Annotated in this window: 19 protein-coding genes and 1 pseudogene; 8 read left to right on the top strand and 12 right to left on the bottom strand. The window is 66.2% G+C overall.

Features of this window, described 5'->3' with window-relative positions:
• Nucleotides 1–2 precede the first annotated feature (2 nt).
• Complete coding sequence (locus AC30PD_RS13680) at nucleotides 3–395, top strand: Zn-ribbon domain-containing OB-fold protein (RefSeq protein ID WP_489536346.1); 393 nt, start codon at nucleotides 3–5, stop codon at nucleotides 393–395.
• Between the two features lie 12 nt (nucleotides 396–407).
• Here the strand turns inward: AC30PD_RS13680 and AC30PD_RS13685 are convergent, their stop codons facing one another.
• The 9 genes from AC30PD_RS13685 to AC30PD_RS13725 all read right to left on the bottom strand — a co-directional run bounded on the left by AC30PD_RS13685 (nucleotide 408) and on the right by AC30PD_RS13725 (nucleotide 10,810).
• Nucleotides 408–1,277 carry an alpha/beta hydrolase gene (locus AC30PD_RS13685; RefSeq protein ID WP_489536196.1) on the bottom strand — a complete coding sequence of 290 codons (870 nt, stop codon included), beginning with the start codon at nucleotides 1,275–1,277 and terminating at the stop codon, nucleotides 408–410.
• 80 nt (nucleotides 1,278–1,357) lie between these two features.
• Nucleotides 1,358–2,149, bottom strand: coding sequence for an ABC transporter ATP-binding protein (locus AC30PD_RS13690; protein ID WP_489536197.1), 792 nt, complete (start codon nucleotides 2,147–2,149; stop codon nucleotides 1,358–1,360).
• Nucleotides 2,150–2,152: 3 nt separating this feature from the next.
• Entirely contained in the window at nucleotides 2,153–3,361 is a 1,209-nt protein-coding gene (locus AC30PD_RS13695; protein WP_489536198.1) for an ABC transporter substrate-binding protein, read from the bottom strand.
• Nucleotides 3,362–3,435: 74 nt separating this feature from the next.
• On the bottom strand, nucleotides 3,436–4,683 hold the full coding sequence (locus AC30PD_RS13700; protein WP_489536199.1) for an ABC transporter substrate-binding protein: 1,248 nt from the start codon (nucleotides 4,681–4,683) through the stop codon (nucleotides 3,436–3,438).
• Nucleotides 4,684–4,779: 96 nt separating this feature from the next.
• Nucleotides 4,780–6,027, bottom strand: a complete 1,248-nt coding sequence (locus tag AC30PD_RS13705) for an ABC transporter substrate-binding protein (protein ID WP_489536200.1) — start codon at nucleotides 6,025–6,027, stop codon at nucleotides 4,780–4,782.
• A gap of 75 nt (nucleotides 6,028–6,102) precedes the next feature.
• Nucleotides 6,103–7,176 carry a branched-chain amino acid ABC transporter permease gene (locus tag AC30PD_RS13710; protein WP_489536201.1) on the bottom strand — a complete coding sequence of 358 codons (1,074 nt, stop codon included), beginning with the start codon at nucleotides 7,174–7,176 and terminating at the stop codon, nucleotides 6,103–6,105.
• 5 nt (nucleotides 7,177–7,181) lie between these two features.
• Nucleotides 7,182–8,069 carry a branched-chain amino acid ABC transporter permease gene (locus AC30PD_RS13715; RefSeq protein ID WP_489536202.1) on the bottom strand — a complete coding sequence of 296 codons (888 nt, stop codon included), beginning with the start codon at nucleotides 8,067–8,069 and terminating at the stop codon, nucleotides 7,182–7,184.
• A gap of 1 nt (nucleotide 8,070) precedes the next feature.
• Nucleotides 8,071–10,014: an AMP-dependent synthetase/ligase gene (locus tag AC30PD_RS13720; RefSeq protein WP_489536203.1), complete on the bottom strand. Its 1,944-nt coding sequence runs from the start codon at nucleotides 10,012–10,014 to the stop codon at nucleotides 8,071–8,073.
• Complete coding sequence (locus AC30PD_RS13725) at nucleotides 10,004–10,810, bottom strand: ABC transporter ATP-binding protein (RefSeq protein WP_448169798.1); 807 nt, start codon at nucleotides 10,808–10,810, stop codon at nucleotides 10,004–10,006. Before AC30PD_RS13725 ends, AC30PD_RS13720 begins: the two co-directional genes overlap by 11 nt.
• Nucleotides 10,811–11,174: 364 nt before the next feature.
• Here AC30PD_RS13725 and AC30PD_RS13730 point away from each other — a divergent pair.
• The 7 genes and pseudogenes from AC30PD_RS13730 to AC30PD_RS13760 all read left to right on the top strand — a co-directional run.
• Nucleotides 11,175–11,498: pseudogene (locus tag AC30PD_RS13730) on the top strand (acyl-CoA dehydrogenase family protein); the annotation flags it as partial.
• Complete coding sequence (locus tag AC30PD_RS13735; protein WP_489536204.1) at nucleotides 11,456–12,610, top strand: acyl-CoA dehydrogenase family protein; 1,155 nt, start codon at nucleotides 11,456–11,458, stop codon at nucleotides 12,608–12,610. The pseudogene AC30PD_RS13730 and the gene AC30PD_RS13735, both read left to right, overlap by 43 nt.
• A gap of 10 nt (nucleotides 12,611–12,620) precedes the next feature.
• On the top strand, nucleotides 12,621–13,412 hold the full coding sequence (locus AC30PD_RS13740) for a class II aldolase/adducin family protein (protein ID WP_489536205.1): 792 nt from the start codon (nucleotides 12,621–12,623) through the stop codon (nucleotides 13,410–13,412).
• 34 nt (nucleotides 13,413–13,446) lie between these two features.
• Nucleotides 13,447–14,418 carry a Bug family tripartite tricarboxylate transporter substrate binding protein gene (locus AC30PD_RS13745; protein WP_489536206.1) on the top strand — a complete coding sequence of 324 codons (972 nt, stop codon included), beginning with the start codon at nucleotides 13,447–13,449 and terminating at the stop codon, nucleotides 14,416–14,418.
• Between the two features lie 32 nt (nucleotides 14,419–14,450).
• On the top strand, nucleotides 14,451–15,326 hold the full coding sequence (locus AC30PD_RS13750; RefSeq protein WP_489536207.1) for a TauD/TfdA dioxygenase family protein: 876 nt from the start codon (nucleotides 14,451–14,453) through the stop codon (nucleotides 15,324–15,326).
• Between the two features lie 20 nt (nucleotides 15,327–15,346).
• Nucleotides 15,347–16,324 (top strand): tripartite tricarboxylate transporter substrate binding protein, encoded by a 978-nt coding sequence (locus tag AC30PD_RS13755; RefSeq protein ID WP_489536208.1) that lies wholly within the window; start codon nucleotides 15,347–15,349, stop codon nucleotides 16,322–16,324.
• 45 nt (nucleotides 16,325–16,369) lie between these two features.
• Nucleotides 16,370–17,725, top strand: a complete 1,356-nt coding sequence (locus AC30PD_RS13760; RefSeq protein WP_489536209.1) for an MmgE/PrpD family protein — start codon at nucleotides 16,370–16,372, stop codon at nucleotides 17,723–17,725.
• 6 nt (nucleotides 17,726–17,731) lie between these two features.
• Here AC30PD_RS13760 and AC30PD_RS13765 read toward each other — a convergent pair whose 3' ends face one another.
• The 3 genes from AC30PD_RS13765 to AC30PD_RS13775 are packed head-to-tail and all read right to left on the bottom strand — an operon-like array spanning nucleotide 17,732 to nucleotide 20,550.
• Nucleotides 17,732–18,601 (bottom strand): hypothetical protein, encoded by an 870-nt coding sequence (locus AC30PD_RS13765; RefSeq protein ID WP_489536210.1) that lies wholly within the window; start codon nucleotides 18,599–18,601, stop codon nucleotides 17,732–17,734.
• Nucleotides 18,598–19,392, bottom strand: a complete 795-nt coding sequence (locus AC30PD_RS13770) for a CoA-transferase (protein WP_489536211.1) — start codon at nucleotides 19,390–19,392, stop codon at nucleotides 18,598–18,600. Before AC30PD_RS13770 ends, AC30PD_RS13765 begins: the two co-directional genes overlap by 4 nt.
• On the bottom strand, nucleotides 19,393–20,550 hold the full coding sequence (locus tag AC30PD_RS13775) for an acyl-CoA dehydrogenase family protein (protein WP_489536212.1): 1,158 nt from the start codon (nucleotides 20,548–20,550) through the stop codon (nucleotides 19,393–19,395).
• Between the last annotated feature and the right edge of the window lie 21 nt (nucleotides 20,551–20,571).

Genomic DNA, 20,571 nt, shown 5'->3' on the forward strand with positions numbered 1-20,571 from the left:
ATATGCTGATCAAGGAACGCAAGCTCGTCGCCCCCACCGTCTACCCGGAAACGAAGACCTTCTGGGACGCCGCCGGCGAAGGTCGCCTGCTGCTCAAGCAGTGCGACGACTGCGGCGAGCACCACCACTACCCGCGCGCCGCCTGCCCTTTCTGCGGCAGCGAACGCGCCCAGTGGCGCGAGGCCAGCGGCCGAGGCACGATCTACAGCTTCAGCGTGATGCGGCGCGCCGAGGTGCCCTACGTCATCGCCTACGTGACACTGGAAGAGGGCCCGACGATGATGAGCAACATTGTCGATGCCGATGCCGACGCGATCCGCATCGGGCAGAAGGTGAAAGTGAAATTCAACCCGAGCGACGGTGGGCCACCGCTGCCGGTGTTCGCGCCGGCCTGAGGCGCTGCGGGTTCAGGCGGCGCGCCGGCCGAGCGCGTCGCGCGCGAACTGCGCGATGCGCTCGATCGCGCGCTGCCCTTCGTCCAGGATGGGCGCGTACCAGTGCCAGACGTGAACCAGGCGCGGCCAGACCTCGAGCGTGGTGTGCACGCCGGCCTGACTGGCGGCGATCGCGAGCTGGCGTGCGTCGTCGACCAGCGCCTCGTCCGTGGCCGCCTGGATCAACAGCGGCGGCAGGCCACGCAGATCGGCGAACAGTGGCGAGGCAGCTGGCGTGCGCAGGCTGCGCCGACCCAGGTAGGCGCGCGCCATCGCGCGCAGCACGGCGTGGTCGATCAGCGGATCATACGAAGGCCGTTGCGGATCGCACGACGGCAGGCTGCAGCTCAGGTCGGTCCACGGCGACAGGCACACGCCCGCGGCCGGCAAGGGCAGGCCGGCGTCGCGCAGCGCGACCAGCGTCGTCGCCACCAGGCCGCCGCCGGCCGAATCGCCGACGATCACGATGCGCTGTGGCTCGATCCCATGCGCGTCGATCAGCCAGCGGTAGGCCGCGACCGCATCGTTCAGTGCCGCGGGGAAGGGGTGTTCCGGCGCGAGCCGGTAGTCGAGCACGAATGCCCGCATGCGCCCCGCAGTGGCGATCGCGGCGGCCAGGTGGCGGTGCGAGCGAGGCGACCCGATGACGTAGCCGCCGCCGTGCAGGTACAAAACGAGCCCATCTCCGGCGCCGGCCGGGCGCAACCATTCGCCTCGAACCGGCGGGCCATCGAGGACTTTGAGCGCAACCTCGGGACCGAGCGGAAAAGCGTGCTGGGCGCGTTCGTACTGAGCGCGCAACTGCGCCAACGTGAGCGAGGTCTGCGGTGGCAGTCTGGCCAAACGCTCGAGCAGTCGCTCAAGCGTTCGTCCGCTCGCCGCCGACTCAGGCGCAGCTTCGGTCGGCATGGGTGCCGCGGCGGTCAGGCCAGCCAGCGCTTGCGGCGCCGGTAATGCTTGATGTCGTGAAAGTCACGCCCTTCGGCGCCACCGAGATAGGCGTCTCGGATGTCCGGGTTGTTTTTCATCACCTCGGCCTTGTCGTGCATCACGACGCGGCCGTTCTCGATCAGGTAGCCATGCGACACCACGTCGAGTGCGGCAATCGCGTTCTGTTCCACCAGCAGGATCGACATGCCCTCATCGCGGTTGATGCGGCGGATGATTTCAAAGATTTCGACGACGATCACTGGGGCCAGGCCGAGGCTGGGTTCGTCGAGCATCAACAGCTTGGGCTGTGTCATCAGCGCGCGCGCGATCGCCAGCATCTGCTGTTCGCCTCCCGACAGGTACCCCGACTTGGCCGTGCGTCGCTGGTGCAGGCGCGGAAAGTATCCGTAGACCTTGTCCATGTTGCGGGCCATGTCGGCGCGGCTTCCGTGCACGGCCGAGGCGGCGATCAGATTCTCGTCCGCCGTGAGGTGCTCGAAGACGCGGCGGCCTTCGAGCACCTGCGCGATCCCGAGCTTGACACGCTCCTGGGGCGCGAACTTCGCCAAGTCCTGGTCACGGAACTTGACGCTGCCGCGCGTCACTTCGCCACGCTCGGCTTTGAGCAGGCCACTGACGGCCTTCAGTGTGGTGCTCTTGCCGGCACCGTTGGCACCGAGAAGGGCGACCATGCCGCCTTCGGGCACTTCGATGGAAACACCTTTGACCGCCAGAAAGACGTGGTCGTAGATGACTTCGATGTTGTTCAGGGTCAGTGCGTTCACGATCTACTTGCCTGCTTTCGCGTAATCGGCCGAATGCTGCTTCACGGTGCTCCAGACCAGATCGGTGTAATCGGCGAACCAGTCGGTCTGCGGCACCCATTTCGTGCCGTCCCACATGTCGATGCGGGTCTTGCCGCCGCCGCCGTGGTCCTTTGCGGTGATCGTCAGCGGGGGCATCAGGCCGTTGGCGTCGTAGTTGCGCAGGCTTTCCATGCCCTTGCGGACCTTTTCAGCGGTCAACGGGCCGGGGTCGTTCTTCAGCGCGAGCTCCACTCCCTGGAAGACGGTGGACCAGATGGCCAGAGAAACGTTGTAGTAGGTGTCGGACAGGAACTTGCGGTCGCCGCCACCCTTGCCCTTGTCGTACAGCTCCTTGGTGATTTCCCGCAGCAGCGCGGTGTCGGTTCCGCCGCCGACCACGACGGAGGATCGCTTCGCGCCCTTGGCTGCTTCGGCGCCGATATTCGCGATGTCGGTTTCGTTGAGCCAGTTGACGGTGATGAACTTCTCGTTCGGGATGCCGCTGCGTTTCATCTCCTTGAGGGCGACGACATTCATCGGCCCCACGCCCCAGTGCACGATCCAGTCCGGCTGGTAGCGCCGGATCTGGCTCATCGCCGAGCTCACGTCGTTGCCCGGCAACGGGTAAGGGAACATCTGCAGCTCGAAGCCCTCGCGCTTCTGCAACTCCTGCAGGATCGGGATCGGCTCTTGTCCGAACGGGTAGTCGGCGTAGAGGAACGCGACCTTCGTGCTCTTGATGTTGGCGCCGGCCTGCCGCTTGATGTAGCTGATCATGTTGGCGGCCTGACCCCAATAGGTCGGGCCCAGCGGGAAGATCGTCTTGAAGACTTCGCCGTCGACCGCGTCGGCACGGCCATGCAAGGCCTGGAGCTGGATATTGCCGTCCTGCATCACGCGGGGCAGCAGCGCGCGCGCGACCGGGGTCGAGAAGAAGTCGAACACGACCACGCCGTCTCGCTTCAGGCGCTCGTAGCATTCCACGCCGCGTTGCGGCTCGTTGCCATGGTCGTTGAGCAGCATTTCGATCGGCCGGCCGCCGATGCCGCCTTTCGCGTTGATCAGCGCGGCCAGGTCGCGCGAGGCCTGCGCGATCTGCGGCGAGATGAAGGAGTACACCTTGGTCAGGTCGTAACACTGGCCGAACTTGAGTGGCTCCGCCGCACCCGCTGCGTGCGAAGCGACGAACAAGAGAACCCCTGAAGTGGCGGTCCACAAAATGTTTCGCATATCGGTTCCTCCGAAGATCGCTGTGATGGGTGTCGTTATTTGCCGGACTTCACGAAGTCGGCCGAGTTGGCCTTGACGAGGGTGTCGACCAAGCCCGTGTAGTCGGCAAACCAGTCGGTCTGCGCTACCCACTTTGTACCGTCCCACATGTCGATGCGGGTCTTGCCGCCACCGCCATGGTCCTTGGCCGTGACGGTGATCGGCGCCATGAAGCCCTTGGCGTCGAAGTTCTTGATGCTCTGCATGCCCAAGCGGATCTTGTCGGCCGTCAACGGCCAGCCCTGACTCTTGATGGCGAGCCGAACACCTTCGAACGCAGACGAGTAGACCGCAAGGCCGGTGTTGTAGTAGGAGTCGGCCACCATCTTGCGGTCGCCATTGCCCTTGCCCTTGTCGTAGAGTTCGCTGACGATCGACTTCACCAACGGATGCTCGGCGCCGCCAACGACGACCGTCGAACGCTTCAGCCCTTTTGCTGCCGCGGCGCCGAAATTGTTGATGTCCACCTCGTTGATCCAGTTGACGGTGACCATCTTCTCGATCGGTATCCCGTTGCGCTGCATCTCGCGGAAGCTGATCGGGTTCAGCGGGGAGAACGACCAGGTGATCACCCAGTCGGGCTGGAACCGCCGCATCTGAGTGAAAGCGGCGCTCTGGTCGGTGCCCGGCACCGGGATCGGGAAGGTCTGGTACTCGAAGCGTTCGAGCCGCTTGAGCGCCTCGAACACCGGCGTCGGCTCACGGCCGAAAGGTGTGTCGAGGTACAGGAACGCGACCTTCTTGCCTGTCAGATCGCCTTTCGACTGTTTCTTGATGTAGCTGATGATGTTGGCGGCCTGGCCCCAATAGGTCGGCGCCAGCGGGAACACGTTCTTGAACACATCGCCGTCCACCGCGTCGCCGCGACCGACCAGCGGCTGCAGGAGGATGTTGTTGTCCTGCGTGATGCGCGGCAGCACCGCCCGCGAAACCGGCGTGGAAAAGAAGTCAAATATCATCACGCCCTGCGTCTTGAGCCGTTCGTAGCAGTCGATCCCGCGCTGCGGCTCGTTGCCGTGGTCCTGCACGATGATTTCGATCGGGTGGCCTTCGATGCCCCCTTTCGCGTTCAAGACATCGGCGTAGTCCTTGACCGCTTGCGCAAGCTGCGGGACCGCAGCCACGTAGATCTTCGTCAGGTCGTAGCACAAGCCGAACTTGATCGGGTCTGCCGCCAGCACCGTCGGGCCGAAGGCCGTCATGGCAATCGCACTGATCACACACTTGAGTTGCTTGAGGAGCATGGCGTTCGCTTTCGTAGACAGCCGCAGGGCAGGGTTGCTAAAAGGGTGGGGGAAGGTTGGGGGTTCGAGCGAGGAAGCGCGCGAACCCCTTGGCAATTACTGGCCGGCCTTGGAAAACTCCGCCGAGGACTTCTTGACAGTCGACCACACGAGGTCTGAGTAGTCGGCCGACCAGTCGGTCTGTGCCACCCACTTCGTGCCGTCCCACATGTCGATGCGGGTCTTGCCGCCACCGCCATGGTCCTTGGCGGTGATGGTCAGGGGCGGAACCAGGCCATCGGCGTCGAAGTTCTTGAGGCTTTCCATGCCCTTGCGCATCTTCTCCGGTGTCAGCGGCCACTTGTCGGCCTTGATGGCAAGGCGCGCGGCCTCGAACACCGGCGCGTAGATCGACAGGCCGACGTTGTAGTAGGTGTCACCCAGGAACTTGCGGTCGCCGTTGCCCTTGCCCTTGTCGTACAGCTCCTTGGTGATCTGCTGCATCAGCGGATGTGCCGTGCCGCTGACGACGACCGAGGACTTTCTCAGGCCCTTGGCGGCGTCGGCGCCGATGTTGGCGAGATCGACCTCGTTGAACCAGTTGACGGTGACCATCTTGTCGAGCGAGATGCCATTGCGCTTGGCTTCCTTGGACGCCACCACGTGCATCGCCGAGAACGCCCAATGAATGATCAAGTCGGGCTGGAAGCGGCGCAGCTGCGACCAGGCGGCAGACTGGTCACTGCCGGGCAGCGGGTACGGGAACATCTGGAGGTCGAAACCTTCCAGCTTCTGCAGTTCCTGCAGCACGGGAATCGGTTCCTGGCCGAACGGGTAATCGATGTACAGGAAGGCAATCTTCTTGCCCTTCAGACTGCCGCCCGACTGCTTCTTGTAGGTGCCCACGATGTTGGCGGCCTGGCCCCAGTAGGTCGGGCCCAGGGTGAACACCCACTTGAAGACTTCGCCGTCGACGGCATCGCCGCGACCGGCCAAAGCCTGGACCATGACGGTACCGTCCTTCATCGCGCGAGGCAGCACGGCGCGAGAGACCGGCGTGGACAGGAAGTCGACCGTGATCGCCCCCATCTGCTTGACCTTCTCGTAGCATTCAATGCCGCGCTGCGGCTCGTTGCCGTGGTCCTGGACGATGATCTCGATGGGATGCCCCTCGATGCCACCCTTCGCGTTGAGCACTTCTGCGTAGTCGCGCACCGATTGCGCGATCTGCGGCGTGATGAAGGTGTAGGCCTTGGTAAGGTCGTAGCACAGCGCGAACTTGATCGGTTCAGCCGAGAAGGCGGGTTGCTGCGATGCGAGCAGCAACGACGCCGCACTCAGCAGCAGTTTCAGCGGTTTGAACATGGAACGTTCTCCTTGCATTGATGGACATGAAAAGGGGGCGGGGCTGAAATGGCGTCCGGTGAGGACGCGTCGACACTACTTTCTTTCATAGCCGAAGGGCCAATAGATCAAGTAGTTGCGAAGGTTCGAATAGATCTTGGCCAGGCCAAGGGGTTCAAACAGCAGGAAGCCGATGATCAGCACGCCGTACAGCAGGCTCGGAATGTGCGCCAACAGTTCGATGCCGATCTTCAATTGCATCGTATTGGCCGCTGCAAAGATGAGGTTGGCAACAATGCCCGGCAGCAACAGGATGAAGGCCACGCCGAAATAGCAGCCGATCACGCTGCCGAGGCCGCCGACGATCACCATGGCCAGCACCTGGATCGAGACGTTGACCGTGAATTGCTCCGGCGTCACCGCGTGGTAGAAGGTGAAGATCAGGATCGCGCCGCTCACGCCGCCGATGAAGGACGACATTGCGAACGCCGTCAACTTGTAATAGAAGCTGTTGACGCCGATCACCGCCGCGGCGAAATCTTTCTCGCGCACCGCCACCAGCGCACGGCCGAGGCCGGTCCGGCGCAGGTTCAGCATGAAGAGCGTCACGAGCGCGCACCAGAACAGCGCGACGTAGTACTGGCCCGCGTCGGACACCACCGGCATGCCCAGCAGCCGCATGGGCGGCGCCTGAATCGTGGCCTGGGTGCCGCCGCTGACCGCCGGCACCTTATTGATCACCCAGTCCAGCACGAACTGCAAGGCCAGCGTGCTCAAGGCCAGGTACAGGCCGCGCACGCGCAGCGCGGTGATCGCGAACGCGCAACCGATGACGGTGGCCACCGCGCCGGCCAGCACCAGGGCGATCTCGAACGGGATGCCGCCGCGCGTGGCATGCACCGCGGTGTAGGCGCCGATTCCCATCACGGCCGCATAACCGAAGTGGAACTGCCCGGCCCAGCCCAGGATGAGGTTGAGCCCGAGCGCGGCCCCGGTCCAGATCAGCCAGGGCAGCACATAACTCTTCAGGTACAGCGGGCTGATCAGGAACGGCGCGACGAGGCCGATCACGAGCAGCACGCCGATCTGCCAGCGGTCGAAGGGAATCGGGAACAGCCTTTGGGCGGCCCGATACGTGGTGTGGTGGGTACCAGCCTGACGGTAGAACATGGAATTCAGATCCTTTGGATGTCTTCGCGGCCGAACAGGCCGTGGGGCCGGATCAGGATGGTGAGAATCAGCGTTGCGGCGACGACCAGTTCACGGCTTCCGCCGCCCACCAGTCGGTCGAGGTAGCCCGAAGCGATGCCCTGGAACGTGCCCATCACCACACCGGCCACCACGGCACCGCCGATGCTGTCCAGCCCGCCGAGAACGGCCACCGCGATGCCCATCAGCAGCAGCTGCGACAGCGATTGGTCGACGCCCTGGATCGAGCCCCACAGCACGCCGGCGAATGTGGTCACGACGGACGACATCGCCCACGACAGGGCCACCCCCCGTTCGACCGAGATGCCGACCGACCAGGAGGCCGTGTAGTCGTCAGAAATCGCCCGCAGCACGATGCCCATGCGGGTTCGGAAGAACAAGACGAAGAAGCCGAACAGGAGCAGCGCGACGATACCTCCGGCGAGGTACGAGCGATTCACCAACACATCGCCAAGGAACAGCGGATCGGAGGTGATGCCCAGCGGAATGACGCGATTGGTACCACCCCAGGTGACCAGCGCAGCCGCCCGCACGAAAATGTCGATCGCCAGCGTCATCATCAGGATCATCATCAGCGGGCGGCCGGCGAGGCGGCGCAGCGCGACCCGTTCGATTCCCATGCCGATCAGGAACATGACGACCATCGCGACCGGCACCACCACCCAGAACGGCACCTGCAGCAGGTCGAACACCGCCATGGTCACGTAGGCGCCCAGCATGGCGAGGGCGCCCTGCGCGAGGTTGGGAACCGACGACGACTTGTAGATCAGGACGATGCCGAGCGCGACGAGCGAATACATCAGACCCGACAGGGCCCCGTTGATTGCCAATTCGGCGAATAGTGCGAAATCCATGTCAGACGTTCTCCACCGAAAGCTGACGTTCGATCACGCCGGTTTCGCCAGTGTCATAGGTGATCTGGGCTTTCATCACCACCGAGTCGGCGTTAGAGTACAGCGCGTTCATCACGACGAGGTAGCGTTCCTCGATCACGTTGCGACGCAATTTGCGGGTGCGGGTGATCTCGCCGTCATCGGGATCGAACTCCTTGTGCAGGTTGGCGAAGCGCCTGATCTGAAGCGGCTCGGGCAGCACGCGGTTGACGCGCCGGATCTCCTCGACAACGAGCTTGCGCACCTCGGGCTTCTGCGAGAGATCGGCGTACGAGATGTAGGCAATGCCGCGCACCTCGGCCCAGTGGCCGACCGCTTCGCTGTCGATGCAGACGATCGCGGTGAGCGCGTCGCGCCCCGCGCCGATCACCGCGACATCACGCACGTACGGGCTGAACTTGATCCGGTTCTCGATGTAGTTCGGGATGTAGCGCTCGCCCTTCGATGTGTACACGACCTCGGCCAGCCGGCCGAGCACCACCAAGTGACCATTGGGTTCGATGTAGCCCGCATCGCCGGTGTGCAGCCAGCCGTCGATCAGCGTCTTGGCGCTCGATTCGGGGTTGTTGAAATAGCCGCTGAAGATGCTGCCGGAGCGCACCAGGATCTCGCCGTCGTCGGCGATCTTGGTCTCGACGCCGGGCAGCGGCCGACCCACGGTGTGCAGCTGCACCTCGTCGAACGCTTGGACGGCATTGAACGCGCTGCTTTCGGTCTGGCCGTACAACTGGCGCAGGTTGATGCCGAGGGCCCGGTAGAAAAGGAAGGTGTCCTCGCCCATCGCTTCGCCGCCGGTGAGCGCCGTGCTCATGCGGTTCAGGCCGAACTGGTCCTTGAGCGGGCCGTACAGGACGATCTCGCCGATGCGTGTCATCAGCCGCTGCATCGCGCTCGGCGTCTTGCGGTCGAGCCGCAGGCGCTGGACCGTCACGCCGAGGTCGATGAAATAGTCAAACACGCGTTTCTTGAGCGGCGTGGAGTCGGCCATGCGCACCCGGATCGTCGTCAGCAGGTTGTCCCAGCTGCGCGGCGCCGCCAGATACACCGTCGGCGCGATCTCGCGCAGGTTGTGCAGCACCGTTTCCTGGCGCTCGGGGATGTTGATCGTGAAGCGCAGCCCGATGCCTGCCGCCATGGTCACGGCGAAGTCGCCGATCCAGGCCATCGGCAGGTAGGCGAGGATCACTTCGTCGAAACGGAACACCTTGCCGCGGTAGGCGTTGCCCACGCCGGACAGCAGGTTGCGGTGCTGCAGCACCACACCCTTGGGCTTGCCCGTGGTGCCGGAGGAGTGCACGAAGACGGCCGGGCCCTCGGGCACGGCCCGCGCGACCAGCGATTCGCGCAGCGCCGGTTCGGCCTGGAGGCGGCGTGCGCCGGCCGCGCGCAGCTCGTCCCAGGACACCAGGCCTTCGGCCTTGTAGCCACCCATGCCACGCGAGTCGTCGTAGATGATGTGTTTCAGCGACGGTGCGTTGCTGCGCAGCTCGAGCAGCTTGTCGACCTGTTCCTGGTCTTCGGCCAACGCGAACCGTGCCTGTGCCTCGCTGGCAAAGTGCTCCACTTCGTCTGGGTTCGCGTCCGGATACACCGGCATCGCGTAGCCCTTCAGCGCGGAGGCGGCGAGCATGCCCAGATACAAGCGGACGCGGTTGTCGCCCAGGACAAGCATCGCGTCGCGCTCGACAAAGCCCCGCTCCTCCAGGCCCGCAGCGATCTCGAGGACCTCCTCGAGCATCTGCGACCAAGTGAATTCCTGCCAGATGCCGAGTGCCTTCTCACGCATGGCCACCCGGTCCGGGTGCGCCCGCGCGTTGAGGGCCAGCAGCCGCGGCAGCGTCGTGTGTTCGCTGAGGTCCCACTGCGAGGCAGAACCCGCCACGAGCGTCGTTTGGTCACGCTGCATGCTTGTTCGCCTTCCCCAGGTAGGCTTCGATGACGCGCGGATTGGCGACCACGTCCCGTGGCAGCCCGGTGCCGATGATCTCGCCGTAGTTCAGGGCCATGATGCGGTCGCAAATGCCGAGCACGACGTCCATGTGGTGCTCGATCAGCAGCACCGTGATGCCGCGTTCGTCGCGCGCGTCGAGAACGAAGCGGGCCATGTACTCCTTTTCTTCCTGGTTCATGCCGGCCATCGGCTCGTCAAGAATCAGGAAGCTCGGCTCGGCCACCAGAGCGCGTGCCAGCTCGACGCGCTTCTTCAGGCCGATCGGCAGCGTTTCCACCATGTCTTCGCGGACGCTCTGCAGCTGCAGGAACTCGATGATCTCTTCGACCATGCGGCGGTGGGCGATTTCCTCGGGCTGGGCCAGCCACGGGTAAAAAACTGTCTTCAGCACGCCGGGATTGAGGTGAACGTGGCGGCCAAGCAGGATGTTGTCGAGCACGCTCATGCCGTTGAAGAGCGCCAGGTTCTGGAAGGTGCGGGCGACGCGCCGGCGGGCCACGTTGTGCGGCTTCATTCCGGTGATGTCGGTGCCGTCGAGCAGGATGCGGCCCTTCTGCGGTGGGTAAAAGCCCGTGATGGCGTTGACCAGCGTGGTCTTGCCGCTGCCATTCGGACCCACCAGACCGAAAATCTCGCCGCGATCGATGCGCAGGTCGACGCCGGTCACGGCCACCAAGCCGCCAAAACGGCGTTCGAGCCCTTGACATTCGAGCACCGGTACGGCCGCGGCGACGCCGTCGGCGGCCATCATGGAGACACCCCTTCATTGGGCATTACCTGCCTAATGTTAGGCGAATTCCTTGGGCGAGTGGGCATTCGGGTAGTCTCCATGCTCCTGATCAAGGAGCAGATTTGATAATTTTCTACAGGACGACGGGGTCTGAGCGGAATGCTTTTACACTCCGAAGACAATACGCGTTTCTAACAAGCGTTCGACAGAGTGTCAATGAGCGCATGCCCCACTGGTTCGCGATCGTAGGCTCACTAGACTGAATCGCAGTCAGCGCAATCCCTGAGCGCTGATGCCCATGGAGCGCCTAGGCAGCGCGACCTGCACGCTGAGCATCGCGGCGAGCGCGCTCGACGTTGCGCTGGCCTAAACCCAGGAGCGCCAGCAGTTCGGCAAGCCGCCGGTCGACTTCCAGGCGGTGCAGTTGCGGCTGGCCGAGATGAAGATCGACGTCGAGGCGGCCCGCCTGCTGACCCACCGCGCCGCGCAGGGTGCCGACGAGGGGCTGCCGTCGCTGCTCGACACCAGCGTCGCCATGTGCTTCGCCAACGAGGCGGTGCGCCGTGTGGTCGCGAACGGCGCGCAGGTGATGGGGCGTCAACATCACCGGCGAGCTGATCGGCCGCCGGTTCTCGCGGCGCTGAGACGAATCCAAGGAGTACAGAGATGCGTGCAGACCGTGATTTCGGCTTCACCGACGAGCAGCTGATGCTGCGCGACGCAGTGCGCCAGTTCGTGCGCAAGGAAATGCCCGATTCCTACGCGCGCCAGTGCGACCGCGAGAAGATCGCGCCGCTGGCGGTGTTCGACAAGATGGCCACACTGGGCTGGCTGGGCGTGGCGATCCCCGAGGAGTACGGCGGCTCGGGCCTGGGTTTCGTCGAACTCGGCATCATCCAGGAAGAGCTCTCGTACGGCCTGCTGGAACTCGCGGTGCTGTTCTATCGCGCCACCGTGCACGGTGCGCATTCGCTGCTGACCTACGGCAGCGAGGCGCAGCGCAAGAAATACCTGCCGCTGATCGCGGCCGGCAAGTTCAAGTCGTCGATGAGCCTGACCGAGCCGAACGCGGGTTCCGACGCCGCAGCCGTCCGCACGCGTGCGGTCCGCGACGGCGACCACTTCGTCATCAACGGCGCCAAAGTCTTCAACTCGCAGGTCGATCTCGCCGACCGCACGGTGCTGGTCACCCGCACCGACCCCGACGCGCCGCAGCACAAGGGCATCAGCCTGTTCTTCGTCGACCCGAAGAGTCCGGGCGTGACGATCGAGCGCCTGGAGACGCTGTCGTTCCGCGCCGTCGGCACCAACCGCGTGACCTATGAAAACGTGCGCGTGCACCAGGACGACCTGCTGGGCGAGCTCAACGGCGGCTGGAAGCAGCTGATGACCAACCTCAACAAGGAGCGCTTCTCGCTCGCGGCGCAGGTCACCGGTGCGGCGCAGGCCGCGCTCGACTGCGCGCTGCAGTATGCGAAGGACCGGGTCCAGTTCGGCCAGCCGATCGCCAAGTTCCAGGTCATCCAGCACAAGCTGGCCGACATGCAGATTGCGGTCCACACCTCGCGCTTGCTGACCTACGACCTGGCGCGCCGGCTCGACGCCGGCATCGAGTGCCGCAAGGAGGCATCGATCGCGAAGGTGCACACCACCGAGGCGTACTTCCGGGTCGCCGACGAGGGCATGCAGATCCTCGGTGGCTATTCGCTGACGCCGGACTTTCCGATGGAGCGCCACTACCGCGACTCGCGCCTGATGCGCATCGGCGGCGGCGCCAGCGAGGTGATGCGCAACTCGATCGCCAAGGATCTGGGGCTGTAGGAGACACCGAATGCCAATTGACTCAGCGCGCGCTGCCCGGCCACCGGCGGCCCCAATCTCCGAAGCGGAGCGACACGCCCGCCGCGACCTCGCCGCCTGCTATCGCCTCGCGGACCGCATGGGCTGGTCCGACATCATCTCGGCCCACATCTCGCACCGCGTGCCGGGCGAGCCCGGGCACTACCTGATCAATCCCTACGGCATGCTGTTCGACGAGATCACCGCCTCGTCGCTGATCAAGACGGATTCCAATGGCACGATCCTGAGCGCGTCCGACTATCCGCTGAACCCGGCCGTGCTGGTCATCCACGCGGCCATCCTCGACGCGCGCCCCGACCTGAACTGCGTGATGCACCTGCACACCCGCGACGGCACGGCGGTGTCGATGCAGGAGCACGGCCTGCTGGCGGCGTCGCAGCACGCGCTGGTGGTCTGGGACAAGCTGTGCTATCACGAGTTCGAGGGCATCGCGCTCGACGACGACGAGAAGCTGAGCCTGGTGCGCGACCTCGGCGCCGACAAGAAGCTGATGCTGCTGCGCAACCACGGCACCATCAGCTGCGGCGCGACGATGGGCGAGACCTTCATGCTGATGTACCAGCTCGAGCGCGCCTGCCGCATGCAGGTGGCCGCGCTCGGCGGCGGCGCGAAGCTGTACCCGATCGCGCCGGCGGTGATCGCCAAGAGCGCCGCGCAGGGCACGGAGATTTTCGGCAAGAGCGGCTTCGTGCCGCTGGGCCAGAAGGAATGGGCGGCGCTGCTGCGCAAGCTCGACCGCGAAGACCCCGGCTACCGCGACTGAACCCGCGCCGCACGAACCCGACCAGGAACAGACAATGACCCCGTTCAAGACAATGATCACGGCGCAGATGGTGCTGGCCGCGGTGGCGACGGATGCCGCCGCACAAGCCTATCCCAACAAGCCGATTCGTCTGATCGTGCCGTACGCCGCGGGCGGCGCGACCGACCTGATGGCGCGCTCGATCGCGCAGAAGCTCGGCACCGGGCTGGGGGTGCAGGTGATCGTCGACAACCGCGGCGGCGCCGGCGGCAACATCGCCGCCGAGATGGCGGCCAAGGCGCCGCCTGACGGCTACACGCTGTTCTTCGGCGCCACCGGCCAGCTCGTCATCAACCCGGCGCTCTACGCGAAGCTGAACTTCGATCCGATGAAGGACTTCGCGCCGATCGGGCTGGTCGGCCAGCTGCCGCTCTTCCTGACGGTGCCGGCAACGAGCCCGGTGAACTCGGTGGCCGAACTGGTCGCCGCAGTGCGGGCCAAGCCGGACAAGTTCAACTACGGTTCGTCGGGCATCGGCGGCACGACCCACCTCGCGATGGAGATGCTCAAGGCCCACACCGGCATGAGCATCACGCACGTGCCCTACAAGGGCACGGCTGCGGCCGTCAACGACATGCTCGGCGGCAGCCTGCAGGTGATGTTCGATGCCTGGGCGACGACCGGCCCGCACGTGCAATCGGGCAAGCTGCGCTTCCTCGCCGTCAGCTCCGCGGCGCGCTCCTCGTTCGAGCCGAAGGTACCGACGGTGGCCGAGTCGGGCTATCCCGGCTTCGACCTCGGCGTCTGGTATGCGCTGCTGGCGCCCGCCGGCACGCCGCCCGACGTGATCGCGCGCCTCAGCGCCGAGACGGCGAAGGTCACCGCGCAGCCCGAGCTGAAGCAGATCTTCGCGACGATGGGCATGGAGCCGATGACCGGCTCTGCCGACCAACTCGGCACCTTCATGCGTTCGGAGGCGGTGAAATGGGCCAAGGTCGTGCGCGATTCCGGCGCGAAGGCCGAATAGGGCTGCCACTTCGATTGCAAGGAACCATCCCCATGGGCATCACGGTCAAGAAACTCTCGTACGGCATCGGCGCCGAGATCGTCGGTGCGGACCTCAGCCGTGCGATGAACGACGTGGACATCGCACAGATTCGCCAGGCATGGATCGAGAACTGCATCCTGCTGATCCGCGGCCAGGACATCACGCCCGAGCAGCACATCGCGTTCAGCGCGCGCTTCGGGCAGCTCGACAACCACGCGGCGCTCTACAAGTACCGGCATCCGCAGCATGCCGAGATCTTCATCGTCACGACGCGGCCCAACGCCGACGGCAGCCCCTCGGACACGCGCGAAACCGGCGTCAACTGGCACTCCGATCTCTCGTACACCACGCGCCCGGCGATGGGCTCGCTGCTGCACTGCCTGGAGATCCCGGAGATCGGCGGCGACACGATGTTCACCAACATGTACCGCGCCTACGACTCGTTGTCCGATGGCTTGAAGACGCTGATCGAGCCGCTGCAGGCGGTGCACGACTACGCCTGGGCGATCCACGACACCGAGAAGGGCCGCAACAGCGCGACCGCCGACGCCCACAAGAAGGTCAACCCGCCGGTGGTGCAGCCGGTCGTGCGCGTGCACCCCGAGACCGGCCGCAAGGTGTTGTATGTGAGCGAAGGCATCACGACCCACATCGCCGGCCTGACGCCGGACGAGAGCCGGCCGATCCTGAAGACGCTGTTCGAGGCTTCGGTGCGGCCCGAGTTCACCTACCGGCACCACTGGCAGCTGCACGACATGATCCTGTGGGACAACCGCTGCGCGATGCACAAGGCGCTGCGCGACCGCATGCCGGGGACGTATCGCCACATGCATCGCACGACCGTCGTCGGCGAGCCGTCCGGGGCGCTCTACCAAGGGTCGGTCTGACCGTCTCGAAAGGAATGACCATGGGCACTTTCGGCTTTCGTGTGGTCGCTCGGCTGGCGGGTCTGCTGGCGCTCGCGGTCGGTGTCGCCGCGGCATCGGCGCAGTCCTATCCCGACAAGCCGGTGAAGCTGATCGTTCCGTACGCGGCGGGCGGCTTCTCGGACGCGCTGGGGCGCTCGCTCGCGCAGTGGCTGACCCAGAGCCTGGGCCAGCCGGTCGTCGTGGAGAACAAGGCCGGCGCGGCGACGATCCTGGGCACCGACACGGTCGCCAAATCCGCACCCGACGGCTACACGCTGCTGCTTGCCACAGGCGCGCTGAGCATCAACCCGCACCTGTTCAGCAAGCTGCCATATAACGCCGAACGCGATTTCGCGCCGATCAGCCGCGTTGCCGAACTGCCCTACGTGCTGGTCGCCCACCCGGCGCTGCCGGCCACCACCTTCAAGGAGTTGCTCGCGTACGCGAAGGCCAACCCCGGCAAGGTGAACGTCGGCACGCCCGGCAACGGAACCTCGCCCCACCTGGCGATGAAGCTGCTCGAAGAAGCGGCGGGCATCTCGATGCTGGCCGTGCACTACAAGGGCAATGGCCCGGCCCTGAACGACCTGCTCGGCGGCCAGATCAACGTGTTGTTCGATGCGCTTCAGCAGCCCCGCCCGTTCATCGACACCGGCAAGCTCAAGCTGCTCGCGGTGGCGTCGGTCAAGCGCATGCACGGGCTGCCCGACGTGCCGGCGATCAGCGAAACGTTCCCGGGTTTTGCGGCCTCGACCTGGTACCAGTTGCTGGCGCCGGCAGGGACGCCGGCGCCGATCATCGCGCGGCTGAATGCCGAGATCCAGAAGTTCGTCAACGACCCTGCGATGCGCGATAGGCTGGTCGCGCAGGGGGCGATCGTCGGCGGCAGCACGCCCGAGCAACTGGCGGCATTCTCGAGGGCGGGAACCGCGCGCTGGGGCGCGGTGATCGCCCGAGCCGGCATCAAGCTCGACTGAGCAACGACCGGCCTGCGGGGCCCGCAACAGATCAAGGAGACTTCCATGACGCTCGCACAAGGCCTCGGCCGTTTCGTCGCCGAGCTCGATCTGACGCAGGTTCCGCCACCTGTCGTCGAGAAGGCCCGCACCTGCCTGCTCAACGGCTACGGCATCGCGCTCGGCGGGCACGCCACGCCCTTCGCCCCGGTGGCTCGGCGGGCGGCGCTGGCGCTCGACGGCGAGCGCAGTGGTGGCGCCACCTTGCTCGGTGACGGGCGCAAGACCTCGGTCGACGGCGCCGCGCTGGCCAACTCGGCGCTGTTCCACGGCCGTGCCCAGGAAGACACCTGCGGCGCCGGGCACTTCGGCACGATCATGATTCCGCTGCTGACGGCGCTGATCGAGGCACGCGGCCTGCCGGTGGCGCGTTTGCTGCCGGCGCTGATCGCCGGCTACGAGGTGGGCGGTCTGCTCGAATCGGCATACGGGCCGAAGACGACGCCCGCCGGGCTGCGCGCGTCGCCTCTTTATGGCACGCTGGCGGCGGCTGCGGCCAGCGCGCACCTGCTCGGCCTTGACGCCGCGCGCAGCGCGGCAGCGCTGGCGAACGCGGCCTCGTTCACGGGCGGCATGCTGCAGTCCTTCGCCGACGGCACCGACGAATGGCGCTATCAGGTCGGTGTGGCCGCGCGCAACGGGCTGGTGGCCACCGAACTCGCGCGCGCCGGTTCGCGCTCGGCGCCGGGCGCGTTCGAGGGCCGCTCGGGCTTCGTCAAGGCGTTCGCGCGCAGCGACTGCGACGTGCCTGCGCTGTTGGCGCGGCTGGGGAAGGAGTGGTCGGTGCAGCGCGTCACCTTCAAGCCTTTCCCGGTGTGCGCCTTCAACCAGACGCCGGTGACCGGCGCGCTGATCCTGCGCGACAAGCTCGAAGGGCGGGCCTTGGAGCAGGTGCGCGTGCGCATGAATCCCTTCGAGACCGGCTACGCCGGCATGGACGCCAAGGGGCCGTTCGACTCGATCTCGGGCACGCTGATGAGCATTCCGTTCTGCATCGCACTGACGCTGCTGCGCGGCACGCCGAGCATGGCGGCGATGACGACCTACGACGATGCTGGCGTGAACGCGCTCACCGACCGCATCGAGCTGGTGACCGACGACACGGTGCCGGTGCTGTCCTGCGTGATCGAGGCCGAGACCGTCGACGGCGCGCGGCTGGTGCAGGACCAGCGCATGACCGTGGCCGATTTCTCCTACGACTGGGACACCGACTCGAAGCTGGTGCGGCGCATCGGCGCCGAGACCGGCGTGCCACCGGCCGCCTACGACCGCATTGAGGCCTTCTGCCGCGAGCCCGAGCGTGTGGGCATCGCGGAGGTGCTCGCGGCCTTCGCGATGCTGCCGAAACCGCCGACCGACTGAAGCGGCTCAGGGCAGCGAGGTTGCCACCTCCCGCTCGTACAGACGCAGCAGCGCGTCGCGTCGCGCCGTGCCACTGGCGAACTCGATGTCGCGCACCCGGTGCGGATCGATCTGCGTGCGCAGGCTGTGCAGCAGCGCGGCATCCGGTTTGGCCGTGTACGGCACGCTGCCGACCGCCACGGCGGCAGGCGTGCGCTCGCGCAGCTGCTCGTGCGTCACGCCGGGGTGGCGGCTGAGGGCGCGCGCGCCGGCCGACGTGAACTCGAACACCGCGAGATCGGTGACCATCACGACATGGCCGACGCCCGGCCGGTGCGCGGCGATCGGGTCGGCAACGACGAAGTCGACCGCATCGGCGAAGCAGCGCTGGTCCTGCTGCGGCAGATAGACCAGAAAGGGCTGCGCGATTTCGGCCAGTTCGGCCAGTCCCGCCAGGCCGGCGAAGCGGCGCAGGCGCCCCTGCTTGTCGGCGACGCGCAGGCTGTTGATGCGCCCTTGGGCGTCGATCTGCAGCGGGCGCACGAATTGGCGCACGCGGCCCGACAGGCGCGGCATCATCTGGCCGATCCATTCGGGCGCCTCGTAGCGCCGCAGCGCGCCGATCTGGGCGGCGCGTTCGCTGCGGCTCAGGAAAGCGGGGCGCTGGGCGCGCGTGAGCGTCAGCGCCGCCGGGTCTTCGAGCGCGGGGCCTTGGCCATTCGTGCGCGCCTGCGCAAGCAGCGCGGCGACCTGGTTCAGCGCCGAAGCCAGACCGAGCTGGATGACCTCGGCGCGCAGCAGCCAGTCGCTCATCGTGCAGACCATCATCTCGGCCACGTCGGGTGGCGTGGCGGTTGTGTCGCCGCGGGTGTCGTTGACGTTCACGTTGTCGCTCATCGTGCCCCTCCTTCGAGCCGGGCGCGGGCCCAGCCGGACACGGCGTCGCGATCGAGCGCCGTGTAGTCCAGCAGTGCCGGCCAGTCGGCTTCGTAGCCGGGCAGGCAGCCGCCGGGTTTCGCGCCACCGGGCGCGTGGACGACCATGCTGACCAGTGGTTCGGTGAGATCGGCCTCGACCCCACCGGCGGTGATGTCGTCGACCAGTTCCTCGCAGGTCACGACGGCCCGGTCCGCCGCCAGCGCCAGCAGCCGGTCGGCTGCCCGGTGGCCACCGAACACCGCGTTGCCTCGGCGGTCGGCGCGCCATGCGTGCACGTAGGCCACGGTGATGGGCAGGGGCGGGATCGCGAGTTGCTCTTCATTGGTGTACGGGCAGCGCACGCGGCGCAGATCGGGTCGCACCTGCGCCAGCGCGACGCCATGGCGCGCCGCCAGTGGCAGGAAGGACGCGCCCTCGACCGCCGCGTTCAGGCCCAGCATCAGCGAGGTCTCGGTTTCCTCGATCACGTCGCAGCCGGCCTTCAGCCCCGGCCCCATGCCCAGCGCCTCCATGCCGAGGTAGAAGCCGCGCACGCGCTGCGCCGCGCCGGCGGCGACCAGCAAGTCGGTCTCGACGCCGCCGGTGAGCACCAGCAGTTCGTCGAAGCGCAGACCGTGCGCGGCCCAGTGCATCGCGATGGCCAGCGGCCGGCGGCTGAAGCTCCAGCCACCGAGGGCGACGCGCGCCGCGCCGCGCGCGAGTTCGGCGGCGTCGGCCAGGCTTGCCAGCTTTCCGTTCGACGCTGCCACCTAGAGCCCCATGCCGCGCGCGATGATGTCGCGCTGCACTTCCATCGCGCCGCCGCCGATCTCGAACAGCTTGGCGTCCTGGAAGTGCATCGGCAGGCCCGAGTCGACGGTGTAGCCGTAGCCGCCCAGCAGATGCAGCCCGGTGTAGGCGCAGTGCATGTAGCACTCGGCACCGGCCACCTTGGCGAACGAGGCCTCGTTGTGGCAGGCGCCGGTTTTCTCAAGCACGCTGGCGCCGCGGTAGACCAGCAGCCGCGCCGCATCGGTGCGCAACTGCATGTCGACGATCTTGTGCCGCACCGACTGCAGCTTGGAGAGCGGCTTGCCGAACTGCACGCGCTGCTTCAGGTAGGCCACCACCTCGTCGATGATGGCCTGCGAGGCGCCGACGCCGATGGCGCCGTGGTACAGGCGTTCGTTGTCGAGCCCGCCGAGCACACATTGCCAGCCCTTGTTCTCGGCCCCGATCAGCGCGTCCGGCGGCAGCACCAGGTCGCGGAAGTGGGCCGAAAAGGTCGGCACCGGCCCCAGGCCCATGGTCTCGATGCGCGTCAGTTCGATCGCCGGGTTGCTGCCCGGGTTCGGGATCAGGAAGGTCGAGATGCCCTCCTGCTTGACGGCGTGCGGGTCGGTGCGCGCGGCCAGGATCAGGAAGCCTGCCGATTTGGCCTGCGAGCAATACAGCTTCTCGCCGCTGATGACCCAGTGGCCGTCGCTGCGCCTGACGGCGGTGGTGCGCAGCGAGGCCGCGTCGCTGCCGGAGCCGGGCTCGGTGAGGCCCAGCGCCATGAAGATGTCGCCGGCCATCACCTTGGGCAGCACCATGTCCTTCTGCGCCTGGGTGCCGAACTTGGCCACCAGCGGCGCCAGGATCACCGCGACGCGGCCCCAGGCGGTGGTGATGGCCGACGAGGCGCGCGCGAACTGCTCGACGAAAGCCAGCATGCCCATCGGGTCGGGCTTCTCGAGCCCGCTGTAGGCCTCGGGCAGCAGGAAGCCGTAGTAGCCCATCTTGCCCAACTTCTTGAACAGCTCCTGCGGCGGCTCGACCTTGTCGCGCGACCACTGCAGCACCTGCTGGCGTGGCATTTCCTTCTCGACGAAACGGCGCGTCGTCTCGGCGATCGCGCGTTGTTCTTCACTCAGTTCGAAATCCATGGGTCGTGCTCCGGTTGGTTT

The organism is Rhizobacter sp. (genome assembly GCF_032229685.1).
In the GTDB taxonomy this organism is placed as follows: domain Bacteria; phylum Pseudomonadota; class Gammaproteobacteria; order Burkholderiales; family Burkholderiaceae_C; genus LMDS01.

Excerpts from the sequence above, each read along its gene's own strand:
- AC30PD_RS13765 (WP_489536210.1), bottom strand. The coding sequence starts at position 18,601 with ATGAGCGACAACGTGAACGTCAACGACACCCGCGGCGACACAACCGCC.
- AC30PD_RS13725 (WP_448169798.1), bottom strand. The coding sequence starts at position 10,810 with ATGATGGCCGCCGACGGCGTCGCCGCGGCCGTACCGGTGCTCGAATGT.
- AC30PD_RS13710 (WP_489536201.1), bottom strand. The coding sequence starts at position 7,176 with ATGTTCTACCGTCAGGCTGGTACCCACCACACCACGTATCGGGCCGCC.
- AC30PD_RS13745 (WP_489536206.1), top strand. The coding sequence starts at position 13,447 with ATGACCCCGTTCAAGACAATGATCACGGCGCAGATGGTGCTGGCCGCG.
- AC30PD_RS13760 (WP_489536209.1), top strand. The coding sequence starts at position 16,370 with ATGACGCTCGCACAAGGCCTCGGCCGTTTCGTCGCCGAGCTCGATCTG.
- AC30PD_RS13720 (WP_489536203.1), bottom strand. The coding sequence starts at position 10,014 with ATGCAGCGTGACCAAACGACGCTCGTGGCGGGTTCTGCCTCGCAGTGG.
- AC30PD_RS13740 (WP_489536205.1), top strand. The coding sequence starts at position 12,621 with ATGCCAATTGACTCAGCGCGCGCTGCCCGGCCACCGGCGGCCCCAATC.
- AC30PD_RS13715 (WP_489536202.1), bottom strand. The coding sequence starts at position 8,069 with ATGGATTTCGCACTATTCGCCGAATTGGCAATCAACGGGGCCCTGTCG.
- AC30PD_RS13680 (WP_489536346.1), top strand. The coding sequence starts at position 3 with ATGCTGATCAAGGAACGCAAGCTCGTCGCCCCCACCGTCTACCCGGAA.
- AC30PD_RS13750 (WP_489536207.1), top strand. The coding sequence starts at position 14,451 with ATGGGCATCACGGTCAAGAAACTCTCGTACGGCATCGGCGCCGAGATC.
- AC30PD_RS13775 (WP_489536212.1), bottom strand. The coding sequence starts at position 20,550 with ATGGATTTCGAACTGAGTGAAGAACAACGCGCGATCGCCGAGACGACG.
- AC30PD_RS13735 (WP_489536204.1), top strand. The coding sequence starts at position 11,456 with ATGCGTGCAGACCGTGATTTCGGCTTCACCGACGAGCAGCTGATGCTG.
- AC30PD_RS13755 (WP_489536208.1), top strand. The coding sequence starts at position 15,347 with ATGGGCACTTTCGGCTTTCGTGTGGTCGCTCGGCTGGCGGGTCTGCTG.
- AC30PD_RS13705 (WP_489536200.1), bottom strand. The coding sequence starts at position 6,027 with ATGTTCAAACCGCTGAAACTGCTGCTGAGTGCGGCGTCGTTGCTGCTC.
- AC30PD_RS13700 (WP_489536199.1), bottom strand. The coding sequence starts at position 4,683 with ATGCTCCTCAAGCAACTCAAGTGTGTGATCAGTGCGATTGCCATGACG.